We start from the raw sequence: 12,676 nt of genomic DNA, 5'->3' as shown, positions 1-12,676 counted from the left end.
CCCCATGGACAGGCAGCAGGAGTTCGTGCTCCGCACGGTCGAGGAGCGCGACATCCGCTTCATCCGGCTTTGGTTCACCGATGTACTCGGTGTGCTGAAGTCGGTCGCTGTGGCGCCCGCAGAGCTGGAGTCCGCGTTCAGCGAGGGCATCGGCTTCGACGGCAGCGCCATCGAAGGGCTCACCCGTGTCTTCGAGGCCGACATGGTCGCGAAGCCGGACCCGACCACCTTCCAGGTGCTCCCGTGGCGCGGTGAGCGGCACGGTACGGGCCGCATGTTCTGCGACATCCTGACGCCGGACGGGCAGCCGTCGCTGGCGGACTCCCGCAATGTGCTCAAGCGCACTCTCGCGAAGGCGAGCGACCGCGGGTTCACGTTCTACACACACCCCGAGGTCGAGTTCTACCTCTTCAACCAGATGACCAAGACCGACTCCACGCTCGAGCCGGTGGACCAGGGCGGCTACTTCGACCACCTCGCCCGGGGGTCGACGCACGACTTCCGCCGCGCCGCGATCACGATGCTCGAGTCCATGGGCATCTCGGTCGAGTTCTCCCACCACGAGGCCGGCCCGGGGCAGAACGAGATCGACCTGCGGTACGCCGACGCGCTGACCACCGCGGACAACCTCATGACGTTCCGCACGGTGGTCAAGGAGGTGGCGCTCGAGCAGGGCGTGTTCGCGTCCTTCATGCCCAAGCCGCTGGCCGACCAGCCCGGCTCCGGCATGCACACCCACGTGTCGCTGTTCGAGGACGACCGCAACGCGTTCTACGAGCCCGGCGCCCAGTTCGAGCTGTCCAAGACGGCGCGCCAGTTCATCGCGGGCCTCATGGTGCACGCGGGCGAGATCACGGCCGTCACCAACCAGTACGTCAACAGCTACAAGCGGCTCTGGGGCGGTCAGGAGGCCCCGAGCTACGTGAGCTGGGGCCACAACAACCGGTCCGCGCTGGTCCGCGTGCCGATGTACAAGCCGGGCAAGGGCAACTCGGCGCGCATCGAGTACCGCGCGCTGGACTCCGCCGCGAACCCGTACCTGGCGTTCGCCGTGATCCTCGCCGCCGGCCTCAAGGGCATCGAGGAGGGATACGACCTCCTCGACCACACCGAGGACGACGTCTGGGAGCTCACCCCCGCCGAGCGCCGCGCCCTGGGCATCGCCCCGCTGCCGCGCGACCTCGACGAGGCCATCCAGTTCATGGAGAGGTCCGAGCTCGTCGCTGAGACCCTGGGCGAGCACGTCTTCGACTACTTCCTGCGCAACAAGCGCGCGGAGTGGGAGGCGTACAGCGCGCAGGTCACGCCGTTCGAGCTCAAGCGGTTCCTGCAGCTCTGATCCTGGCGACGGGCTGGAGGTGCTGCACCTCCGGCCCGCGTCGTAGGGTCAGGGGGTGCAGAGCCGCCGACCCGAGACCCTGACGACCCATCTGATCCGGGCTGGTTTCGCCGACCTCACCCGGTCGGCCTCGCTGTGGCAGGATCCCGACCTGGTCGCGGTCCTGGACAGCCGGCCCACGGGCAGCGCGGGAGCGGGTCCTGCCGGGCCCGACGGCGGATCGGTCGAGCTCGAGCCCGCCGACGCCGCGCTGCTGCGGTCGCTGGCCGCCGTCGCCGACCCGGACCTCACCCTGCTGCAGCTCGTCCGTCTCGCCGCGGCCGCTCCCGACCGGCTGCGCCCGGTCCTGGCGGTCCCTGACGGCGGGTCCGCGGAGTCCCACGACGACGTGGACACGCCCCGCCCGACGGCGCGCGACCGGCTGCTGCGCGTGCTGGGCTCGTCCTCGGCGCTCGGCGACGAGCTGGTCCGGCACCCCTCGCTGCTCGACGTGATCCGCGACCGCACCCCGGGCACGGGCGTGCCGGCCGAGGTGGTCCGCGCCGAGCTGCTGCGGGCGGTCGACGCCGACCCGGACGCCGACGCGCCCGTCGCGGGCACCCACTCGCCGGCCGGCGGGACGGCGCGGGCCGAGGACGTCCCGCCGTCGTACACGGACCGGCTGCGGCGCGCCTACCGGGCGCGGCTGCTGCGGATCGCCGCCACCGACGTCACCGCGCCCGAGCCGACGGCGGTCCTGCCCGCCGTCGGGGCCGCGCTCGCGGACCTGGCAACCGCCGCCCTGGAGGGCGCGCTGGCCATCGCGCGTGCCGACGAGGCGGACCACGCTGCCGGCGTCCGTCTTGCCGTGCTGGGCATGGGCAAGACCGGCGGCCGGGAGCTGAACTACATCTCGGACGTCGACGTGATCTACGTGGCCGAGCCGGGCCGCCTGCCCGACGGAGCGCTGGCGTGCGACGAGGACCACGCCCTGCGGGTCGCCACGCGGCTCGCGGGACGGCTCGCGCAGGTGTGCTCGGGCGCCTCGGCGGAGCCGGCACTGTGGCAGGTCGACGCGGCGCTGCGGCCGGAGGGCAAGCAGGGGCCGCTCGTGCGGACGCTCGCCAGCCACGTCGCCTACTACGAGCGGTGGGCGGTGACCTGGGAGTTCCAGGCGCTGCTCAAGGCCCGTCCCGTCGCGGGCGACCTGGCGCTGGGCGAGGAGTACGTGGCCGCCGTCGGGCCGCTGGTGTGGCAGGCCGTGGAGCGGCCGAACTTCGTCGAGGACGCCCGCGCGATGCGCAAGCGCGTCGAGGACAACGTGCCCGTGGCCGAGGCGGACCGGCAGATCAAGCTCGGCAAGGGCGGCCTGCGCGACGTCGAGTTCACCGTGCAGCTGCTGCAGCTCGTGCACGGCCGCGCGGACGAGGACATCCGGTCGCGCACCACTCTCGAAGCCCTGGCCGCGCTGTCCCGCGGCGGCTATGTGGGGCGCGACCACGCTCAGCGGATGGGGGAGTGCTACCGGTTCCTGCGGGCCCTGGAGCATCGGATCCAGCTCTTCCGGCTGCGCCGTACCCACCTCATGCCCACCGCCGAGGCCGACCTGCGACGGCTCGGCCGCGGGCTGGGCTGCGGCGGCGCCGACGACCTCGTCAAGACCTGGCGGTCGGTGCGGCGCGAGGTGCGCGACCTGCACGAGGCCGTCTACTACCGGCCGCTCCTGCCGGCCACCGCCCTGCTGTCCACGGGCGAGGCGTCGCTCGCACCACGGGCCGCCATGGCCCGGTTCGCCGCCATCGGCTACCGCGACCCGGCCGGCGCCATGCGCCACGTCCAGGCCCTGACCGACGGCGTCTCCCGGCGTGCGGCGATCCAACGCCAGCTGCTCCCGGTGCTGCTCGGCTGGTTCGCAGATGGCGCCGATCCCGACGAGGGGCTGCTTGCGTTCCGGAAGCTGTCGGACACGCTGGGCTCCACCCACTGGTACCTCCGCCTGCTGCGCGACTCCGCCGAGGCCGCATCACGGCTGGCCCAGGTGCTCTCCTCGTCGCGGTACCTCGCGGACGCGATCGGGCGGTCGCCGGAGTCCGTGCGCTGGCTGGCGCAGTCCGAGGCGCTCGCGCCGCGGGGGGTGCGGCGGCTGGCGGCGGAGGCGGACGCGCTGCTCGGCCGGGCCCAGGACGTCGACAGCGCCACCGTCGCGCTGCGCGCGCTGCGGCGTCGCGAGCTGGCTCGCACCGGCGTCGCGGAGGTCCTGGGCGCCCTGGGCCCGGTCTCCGCTGCGCGGGCCATCTCGGACGCCGCCGACGTCGTCCTGGCCGGCGGGCTGCGCATCGCGGAGCACGAGGCGCGCGCAGAACGGAAGGTCATGCGCGGGGACGAGCCCGCGCGGCTGCTCATCGTCGCGATGGGCCGCCTCGGCGGCCAGGAGATGGGGTACGGCTCGGACGCGGACATCATGTTCGTGTACGAGGCGGTCGGCGGCGCGGCGGACAAGGAAGCCAACGACTATGCGCTGACCGTGGCGAAGACCATGCGGCACATCCTCACCACCGTCGGGCCCGAGCCGAGCCTTCCCGTGGACGCCGACCTGCGGCCCGAGGGCCGCAACGGGCCCCTCGTGCGGTCCTTCGAGTCCTACGTGAAGTACTACGGCCGCTGGTCCTCGCCCTGGGAGGCGCAGGCGCTCCTGCGGGCGCGCGCCCTGTCGGGCACGCTGAGCGTGGTCGCGGCGGGCGGCCCGGACGAGGGCGCGGTGGCGGCCCTCCTGTCCGACGGCGGTGCTGCCGCCGGCGTGTCCGGCGGTATGCCCGGCGGCAGCGTGTCCGACGTCAACGGCGAGCTCGACCTGGGGCCCGGCGCGGAGGGCGGCCTGTCGCTGGGCGCACGGTTCACTGCGCTCATCGACCCGTTGCGCTATCCGGAGGGCGGGCCGGACGCGGCGGTCCTGCGCGAGGTGCGGCGCATCAAGGCGCGCGTGGAGTCGGAACGGCTGCCGCGCGGCGCCGACCCGGCGCGGCACCTGAAGCTGGGGCGCGGCGGAGTGTCCGACGTCGAGTGGACGGTCCAGCTGCTGCAGCTCCAGCACGCGTTCGAGGTGCCAGGCCTGCGGACCACGGGCACGGTCGCCGCGCTGACGGCCGCCCACGAGGCGGACCTGCTGACCGACGACGACGCCGAGGTGCTGCTGGAGGCCTGGAGGCTCGCGTCGCGGCTGCGCTCGGCGATCGTGCTGTGGTCGGGGCGGACCACGGGCGCCGGCGTCGACATGCTGCCGCACGACAGCCACGCCCTGACCGGGATCGCACGCCTGCTCGGGGACGTGGGCACGGGCCCGGAGCTCGAGGAGCTGTACCTCCGGGTCGCGCGGCGGGCTCGCGCCGTGATGGAGCGCGTGTTCTACGGCGCGGAGTGAGCGAGGCGGGTCGCGATCTCCCTGGCGACCTCGGCCGGGCGCAGCAGCGTCGTCTCGATCACCTCGGTGCGCGTCGTGAGCCAGGGGAGCGCCGCGCGGTAGTCGGCGGCACGATGGCGCCGCCAGCCCACGTCCCCGTCGTGGATCTTGATCTCCTCGAGAGTGGCACTGGTGACGGTATCGTTCGCGATCCGCCGCTCGTGCTCGGCCGGCGTGCAGTCCAGCGTGAAGGCGCGCACGTCCACGCTCGCCGCGGCTAGGCCCGACGTGATCTCGTCCCAGTACTGCTCCACCACCACTGTCTGGGGTGCCACGACGGTGCGGCCCGTGTAGCGGTCCAGTGACGTCAGGGCTGCCACGACAAGCTCGCGCCACGGCCGCCAGTCCTGGAAGTCGCCCACCGTCTCGACGCCGCTCAGGGTCGGGACGATAGCCTCGCCCATCTTTTCCGGGTCGAACACGACCACGTCGGGCAGCAGGGTGTCGAGCTCCGCCGCCGTCGTGGTCTTGCCGCCGCCGAAAGGTCCGTTGAGCCACACGATCATGGCGGTAGGGTAACGGCGTTGTCGCTGGTAGAGCTGGGTGGGAGGGGTCCCGAAGGGTGCCTGTCACCCTTTCGTCGACCACAGCGGCGGGAGAGGAGGGTCAGTGCGTTTGCTCACCGAGGGCCGTCCGATCGGCGACACGTACGAGGTCGAGCGCTACCTCGGCGAGGGCGCCTACTCCGAGGTGTACCGGGTTCGGCACCGGTTCCTGGGACGCCAGGCGATTAAGGTCTTCAAGCGGGTCGGGACCCTGGCCGAGACGCGACGGATGCTCGGTGAGGCCGTGCTGCTGTCGAAGCTCGGCCACCGGAACGTCGTGCGGGTCTTCGAAGCCGGTACTGTCGAGACGCCGGCGGGCGAGCGCGGCTTCTTCACGATGGAGTATGTCGCGGCCGGGAACCTCGACGACTTCCGGCGGTCGCACTCGGACGGGTTCGTGCCGGTCGACGACGCGGTCGAGATCCTCGTGCAGCTCTGCGCCGGTCTCGCCGTGGCCCACCAGGCGGCCCCGCCGATCGTCCATCGCGACGTGACGCCGTGGAACGTCCTCGTCGGGTACGACCAGAACCGGCTGCGGGTGCGCGTCGGCGACTTCGGGCTGGCTCGGCGCGTCGACGCCGAGACGGGCCTGGCCGGCTCCGGGGGCACGCTCGCGTTCATGGCACCGGAGGCGCTCAGGTACGGGCAGGGCGCCTCTGCGGCCGGCGACGTGTACGCCGTCGGGACGGTGGCGTATCTCCTGCTGACGGACCTCCTGCCCTACTCGGACGTGCCGCTCACCGTCTTCGGCGCCCGGCACCGGGCGCCACCGATCTCACCCCACGACCTGAACCGCGACGTGGACCACGAGCTGGCGCAGGTCGTGCTCCGCGCCCTCGAGCCGGACCTGCAGCGACGCCCGGCCGACGCGGCCGCGCTGGGCCGAGAGCTGGCTGCCTGGCAGGCGTCCCGCAAGCACAGACAGCACCGACCCGGAGGCAGCTGACATGGAGAGGGCTGACATGGAGAGGACACGGAGAGCATGACGTCTGCTGTCGCCCGCGACATCGACCGGGTGCTGCGCCCCCTGGAGGGGCACGGCCTGTATCGGAACAACGCGTTCCGGGTGACCGGCCTGCCCACCGACGTGTCGGCCCGGCAGGTGCGCCGGCACCGGGAGGAGACCCAGAACCCGTACTACGTGACGCCGGCGCCCGACGGCGACGTGCCGCTGCTGCCGTCGGACGACGCCGACGCGCTGCGCGGCGGCTTCGAAGTCTTGCGCGACCCGCTGGCACGGCTCGTGCACGAGCTGTTCTGGCTCAGGCCGGACGGCGGGAACCACAGCGGTGACGGGCACGACCACGCGGTGTTCGCGCACTGCCGGGCGCTGGAGGCGACCCTCCCCGACGGGAGGCTGACCGGCGAGGCCGCCCGGGAGGACTGGAAGGTGGGCCTGCGCCTCTGGGCGCAGGCGCTCACCGCCGAGGAGACGTGGGCGTGGGTGCGTCGGCGCGCGGACGAGATCGACGACCCGCGGCTCACGGTCGCTGTGCTCCGGGCGCTACGCGACCGGCTGCAGGAGCACGTGATCGGCGTGTCCGTCGGGCTGGCCGTGGAGGCCGCCGGTGTCGCTCCCGCGGACGCGGAGCACCACCTGGAAGCCCTGCACGGGTCGGGATTCGAGCCGAGGCAGGTGCGCGACGTCGCCCGGGCGGCCGTCGAACCCGCTACGGACCGGGTGCGGGTCGCCTGCGAGACCGCACTGAGCGCTGATCCGTCCGCCGGGCTCTCGGCTGCCCGCGCGCTGCTCGACGAGACGACGACGGCGCTCGCGACCGTCACGGCGGTGCTGGGCCCTGACGACGACCTGACCGGCGCTGTCCGGGACGAGGTTGCCCGGACCGCCAACAACTGTGTGTTCGGGTACGTCAACGACCGCCTGGAGTCCGGCCAGCTCACTCCGGCGTCGGCGGAGCCGGCCCTGCAGCTGCTCCGCAGGGCCCGGCCCCTGGCGTCGTCCCCGTCGGCCGGCGCGCTCCTGGACACGAACCTCGCCGATCTTGAGAACTTCGCAGCGGGCGGGGTGCCCGTGTCCGCTCAGGGTGGCGCCGCCCTCGGCTGCTTCTTCACCCTCGTCGTCCTCGCGGCCGGTGGCGTGGCGTCCTGGTGGTTGCTCTACAACCAGCTCGGCCTAGGGCCGGTGTGGTCGACCGGGGGCGCCGTCTTCGGGGCGCTCACGGCGGTGGACGTCGTCGGGCGGGTCGTCGGGTTCTTCCGGAGGCCTTGATGCGAGGGCCGGACACACACGAACGTGAAGGAGTGGATGCGTGAACGCCGCACCACGGCGCCGGGACGGCGCCTCGAGCCTGTCGGCCTGGTTCCGGCAGCGCCGGTTCCCGGCCGAGTTCCGGATCCTGCCGCCCGCCGAGGGGGCTCACGGTGTGCCCGGCGCGGCGGCGCCGCCGAGCGCCGAGCCCAGCCCGACGGCGTCCGGCCCCACAGCGCCGCCGGTGCCGGACGGCCTGCCGGACGACCAGCCGAACGACCTGCCGGGCGCCCTGCCCGACGACTTGCCGGACGACCTGCCGGACGAGGTGGTCGCGGACCTGGTGACGGAGATCTGGCGGGCCCGCAACAAGGTGGGCGGACCCACCGCCGACCAGGACGCGGCGCGCGCGGTGCGCTGGGCCAACCGCTACCTGGGTGCCGCGGCGGACCGTCTGGCCCGCGCCGGGATCGAGGCGCACGGGCACGACGGGCTGCGGTTCGACGTGGGGATGGACCTGCGCGTGCTGGCCTACCAGGACGATCCGAGCGTCACCGAGGAGACAGTCGTGGAGACCGTCCGGCCCTCGGTGCGCCGCGCTGGGCGGGTCATCCAGGAGGGGGAAGTGATCGTGGCGGTGCCGGAGAAGGCAGCGCCGGAGAACGCAGTGCCGGAGCACGCAGCACCTGAGAAGGCAGCATCCGAGACGAGGGGACATGACGATGCGTGACACGATCGACGTCGGGATCGACCTGGGCACCACCAACAGCGCCGTCGCCGTGGCGAAGGGTGCGGGCGCCGAGGTGGTCCGCAACAACCACAACCAGGAGTTCACGCCCTCGGCCGTGTACCTGAGCCGCTCGGGGAACGTGCTCGTCGGTCAGAAGGCCAATGACCGCGTGGTGTCCGACCCCGACAACTCGTGCGCGGAGTTCAAGCTCCGCATGGGACGGCGAGACCAGGACAAGCTGTTCGAGGCCTCTGGTCGCACCATGTCGCCGGAAGAGCTGTCGGCGGAGGTGCTCAAGTCGGTGCGCGGCGACGTGCAGCGGCGCACGGGCGAGCAGGTCGAGACCGCCGTGATCACGGTCCCGGCCGCGTTCACCGCGGACCAGACGGCCGCCACCAGCCGGGCTGCCGAGCTCGCCGGCCTGCGGGTCGCGCCGTTGCTGCAGGAGCCCACCGCCGCCGTCTGGGCGTACACGGCAGACGCCGCCGAGGTGCCCGACAAGGGCTTCTGGCTCGTCTATGACTTCGGCGGCGGCACTTTCGACGCGGCGGTGGTGAAGATCGAGGACGGCGAGTTCATCGTCGTCAACCACGCCGGAGACAACTCGCTGGGCGGCAAGCGGATCGACTGGGCGATCGTCGAGGACATCCTGCTGCCCAGGCTGCAGCAGGAGCACGGCCTGAGCGACGTCACTCCTGACGACCCGCACCACCGGGGTGTGCTCGCGCACCTCAAGGGGCTGGCGGAAGCGGCGAAGATCGAGCTGTCGCAGCAGGAGACGGTCGAGATCGAGGCGGACATCAAGATCGCGGCCGGCCGCGAGATCGACTTTGCCTGCGTGCTGACGCGCGACGACCTCGACCGCATCGCACGGCCCCTGGTGGCCAGCTCGATCCGGCTCTGCCGCCAGTCGCTGTCCGAGAGCGGGATCCGGCCCGGGGCGTTCGAGCGCGTCCTGCTGGTCGGCGGTTCGTCCCAGCTCTCCCTGGTGCGCGAGATGCTGGCCGACCCGGCCGACGGCCTCGGCATCCAGCTCGATCACAGCCTCGACCCGATGACCGTCGTGGCGCGTGGCGCGGCAGTCTATGCCGGAACGCAGCGCATCCCCCGGGAGATCCGGGCGACCGTCCCGCTCGCGCCCGGCCGGGCGCGGCTGAACCTCGAGTACGCGGCGGCCGGGCTCGACCCCGACCCGCTGCTCGGCGGGCGGGCCCAAGCGGACGGCGTCGCCGACTGGACCGGGGGCACCGTCGAGATCCGTAACACGACGACGACCCCGCCCTGGAGCACCGGGGTCGTTGCGCTGCGCCCGGACGGGTCGTTCTCCGTGCGGCTGCGCGCCGAGGACTTCACCACCCACTCGTTCACCGTGACCTTGCGCGACCCGGCGGGCACCGAGGTCGCGACGGATCAGCCCGGCATCACCTACCAGCGCAAGAAGAGCGGCATGGGCGGTGCTCCGACCATGAGCCACTCGCTCGGCGTCGGCCTCGCGGGCAACGTCGTGGCGCCCCTGGTCCTGCGCAACACCGAGCTGCCGAGCAAGGGGGAGATCCGCGGGCTGCGGACGACGCAGGCGGTGAGCAAGACGTCCGGGGACGGGCTGGTCCGCATCCCGATCCTGTCCGGCGAGCACGCCCGAGCTGACCGCAACACGGTGGTGGGGCAGCTCGTCGTCCGGCCGGACGACATCGAACGCGACCTTCCGGTGGGTACGGAGGTCGAGGTGGTCGTGCGCGTCGACACCAGCTTCCGGATCGAGGCCGAGGCCTTCGTCCCCTTCCTCGACGCCGAGTTCGAGATCGACGTCGACCTTGCCCGCCCGGTGCTGCCGAGCCTCGCGGCCCTGAGGGCGTCCCGCGCGGCACTCGACCGCAGGTACCACGACCTGCGGAGCCAGGCCGACCAGGTCGGCGCCACGGAGACCCTGGCCCGCCTGGCACGGCTGGACTCGGACGGCATCATGGAGGAGATCGACCGGCTCCTGCGGCAGTCCGAGGCGGACCAGGACGCGATTGCGACCTGTCAGGCACGTCTGCTCGACGCCGACTCCGCGCTGGACGAGGCCGACGGGCTGCTGGAGCTGCCCAGGGTCGTCCAGGAAGGACGGGAGGCGCAGGGCATCGCGCAAGAGATCGTCCAGGAAGCGGGCGGTGGTCAGTACGTGCTGGATCTGCGCAAGGCAGAGGCAGAGCTCGAGGAGGCCATCGCGGACGGCAACCGGACGGTGATCGAACGGCGGACGAACGAGGTCAGGTCCATCGCGCTCCGGGTGTTCCAGGACAACGGGCAGCTTCCGCTGGTCCGGTTCGCGGGCCTGGAGGGCGAGCTGGACGGCGACTCACGCCGCGAGGTGCAGCGCTTGCTCGCCGACGGTCGCGCGGCGGTCGCCGTCGGCGATCTCAACCGGCTCGACGGGATCAACACCCGGCTCGGCCGGTTCGTAGACCGGACCGGCGGGAGCAGCACGACGTCATCGATCCTCGGGGACGGGCTCCTGGGGAACGGCGGTGGTCGGTGAGTGCCGTCGTCGAGGCCGCCGTCGTCGAGGCCGCACGGCACGCTCGCGCAGGCCGGTACGACCCCGCGCTGCGTCTGCTCGACACGGCCGGGGGTCAGGACAGCGGCGACGTGGAGGTCCTCGACCTGCTGGCCCGCGTGCACGCCCAGCGCGGGGACCTCGCCCGGGCCGACGCGTGCTGGGCCAGCGTCGAGCGACTCGATCCCGAACACGCCGGGGCGCGCGACGGCCGACGTCGGATCCGCGAGACCTGGGCCGGGAGGCGCTCCACCGGGGGCGCGGCCGTCGGCGCCGCGGCGGCCTGCCTCCTGCTCGCCGGCGGGGGAGCCGCGGTCGGCTGGGCCCTTGCTCCGGGGCCGACGTCGGACCAGGGGGCCGATCCCGCAGTGGCCCAGGAACTTACCCGGCTGCGACACGAAGTCGGCGAGCTCCGTGCGACGGCGCCGTCAGCGTCCCCTTCGCCGTCGGGCGGCGGGCCGACGTCGGAAGGTGCGATGTCAGAGGACCGGGCGGCCCTTGAGGAGGTGCGGGACGCGCTGGTAGACCCCAGGTGGACCACCACGCTCGACGCGCGATCCGTGGTCGTGACGTTCCGCGACCCGGTGTTCCTGGCGGGCGGCGCCGAGACCTCGGAACGCGGGGGCGACATGCTGGAGGGCCTCGCCGACCGGCTCGGCGACCTGGCCGACGTCGAGGTAACGGTGGTCGGCCATACCAGCGACACCGTACCCGTGCCGGGCGGCCCCTACGCGAACAATGCCGAGGTGGGGCTGGTCCGCGCGCTCGCGGCCGCGCAGGTGATCGCCTCGGGCAGCGGGATCCCGCTGGGCGCGGTGGACGTGGCCAGCGTGGGCGACGTCGACCCGCCGTATCCCAACACGAACGAGGCGGACCGGGTCAGGAACCAGACGGTGACCGTGGCGGTCGAGGTGGTGCCGTAGCGGTCACTCCGGCGTCGGCTGGAGCCCGATGGTCGCCAGGAAGGCGACCGTCGCGGGACTGGGCCCGGGGCTGCCCCACACGACGTACTCGACGCGGCTCGGCGCATTCGTCACGGTGATCGCGGCGAGACCGCGGAGCTCCGGGGCGCGCTGGAGGTAGGCCGAGGGGAGGAAGCCGATCGCGAGCCCGTGCCGGATCACCTGGGCCATCAGCGCAGCATCGGTGACCTCGAAGGCCACGTCACGGGTGAGCTTGGCGTGCGCGAAGGCGTGGTCGGTCTGGGCTCGGCCCGCCGAACCGTACGGGAAGTCGACGAACGGCTCGGCCGAGAGATCCGCGAGGTCCAGCTGCCCGCCGTCCGCGAGGGGATGGTCACGGGCGAGCACCGCGACGAGGTGGTCGCGGGCCAGCTCGTGGCTCTGCACGCCCGTCGGCCGGGAGCTGCTCGGCAGGCCGAGGAACGCCACGTCGAGCCGCCCGTTGGCCACCTCTGCCGTCAGGTCGTCGCTCGCGCCCGTGCGCAGCGCGACCCGCACCTGCGGATGGCGGCGGCGCAGGTCGCGCAAGGCCGCGGGCACGTCGACGGCGGCCACCGTCGGGATGACGCCGACGCTGAGCCGGCCGCGCACCTCACCGACGGTGGCGGCCGCCTCGGCGGCGGCCCGGTCCGCGGCCTCCAGGCACTGCCGCGCGGCCGGCAGGAACGCCTCGCCCGCCGGGGTCAGGCGGACGCGGCGGCTGGTGCGGGCGAAGAGCTCGGCACCGAGCTCGTGCTCGAGCCGCTTGATCTGGTGGCTCAGGGCGGACTGCACCACGTGGCAGCGCTCGGCGGCCCTGGTGAAGTTGGCCGTCTCGGCGACGGCGAGGACGTACCGCATCTGCTGAAGCTCCATCGATCAATCGTGAATCACGATCGATCAGATGAAAAGGATGTGTTGGACTCATCGCCCGTGG

At 73.0% G+C, this 12,676-nt stretch carries 9 protein-coding genes; 7 read left to right on the top strand and 2 right to left on the bottom strand.

The features are described from left to right. The first annotated feature begins 4 nt into the window (after positions 1-4). Both glnA and IE250_RS02895 read left to right on the top strand, forming a co-directional pair. A complete protein-coding gene (glnA, locus tag IE250_RS02900; protein ID WP_189667745.1) occupies positions 5-1,339 on the top strand; it encodes a type I glutamate--ammonia ligase in 1,335 nt (444 codons plus the stop codon). Positions 1,340-1,394: 55 nt separating this feature from the next. After that, complete coding sequence (locus IE250_RS02895; protein ID WP_189667744.1) at positions 1,395-4,736, top strand: bifunctional [glutamine synthetase] adenylyltransferase/[glutamine synthetase]-adenylyl-L-tyrosine phosphorylase; 3,342 nt, start codon at positions 1,395-1,397, stop codon at positions 4,734-4,736. Here IE250_RS02895 and IE250_RS02890 read toward each other — a convergent pair. Further along, entirely contained in the window at positions 4,721-5,281 is a 561-nt protein-coding gene (locus IE250_RS02890; protein WP_189667743.1) for an AAA family ATPase, read from the bottom strand. The genes IE250_RS02895 and IE250_RS02890 overlap by 16 nt on opposite strands. 103 nt (positions 5,282-5,384) lie before the next feature. Between IE250_RS02890 and IE250_RS02885 the strand changes: the two genes are divergently transcribed. From IE250_RS02885 to IE250_RS02865, 5 genes are read left to right on the top strand one after another with little or no spacing between them, the layout of a single operon-like run. Further along, a complete protein-coding gene (locus IE250_RS02885) occupies positions 5,385-6,266 on the top strand; it encodes a serine/threonine-protein kinase (RefSeq protein ID WP_189667742.1) in 882 nt (293 codons plus the stop codon). Between the two features lie 36 nt (positions 6,267-6,302). Then, a complete protein-coding gene (locus tag IE250_RS02880; RefSeq protein WP_189667741.1) occupies positions 6,303-7,550 on the top strand; it encodes a hypothetical protein in 1,248 nt (415 codons plus the stop codon). Positions 7,551-7,590: 40 nt separating this feature from the next. Next, positions 7,591-8,259 (top strand): hypothetical protein, encoded by a 669-nt coding sequence (locus IE250_RS02875; RefSeq protein ID WP_189667740.1) that lies wholly within the window; start codon positions 7,591-7,593, stop codon positions 8,257-8,259. Beyond that, entirely contained in the window at positions 8,246-10,780 is a 2,535-nt protein-coding gene (locus tag IE250_RS24780) for an Hsp70 family protein (protein WP_189667739.1), read from the top strand. Before IE250_RS02875 ends, IE250_RS24780 begins: the two co-directional genes overlap by 14 nt. Further along, the gene (locus IE250_RS02865) at positions 10,777-11,721 is read left to right on the top strand and encodes a hypothetical protein (RefSeq protein WP_189667738.1); all 945 of its coding nucleotides are present in this window, start codon (positions 10,777-10,779) and stop codon (positions 11,719-11,721) included. Before IE250_RS24780 ends, IE250_RS02865 begins: the two co-directional genes overlap by 4 nt. A 3-nt stretch (positions 11,722-11,724) precedes the next feature. Here the strand turns inward: IE250_RS02865 and IE250_RS02860 are convergent, their stop codons facing one another. Further along, on the bottom strand, positions 11,725-12,615 hold the full coding sequence (locus IE250_RS02860) for a LysR family transcriptional regulator (RefSeq protein WP_189667737.1): 891 nt from the start codon (positions 12,613-12,615) through the stop codon (positions 11,725-11,727). Between the last annotated feature and the right edge of the window lie 61 nt (positions 12,616-12,676).

The organism is Promicromonospora soli, from assembly GCF_014653785.1.
Classification (GTDB): Bacteria; Actinomycetota; Actinomycetes; order Actinomycetales; family Cellulomonadaceae; genus Promicromonospora; species Promicromonospora soli.
Note: the sequence above shows the minus strand (reverse complement) of the source record. Positions and strands in the feature narration are given on the sequence as shown.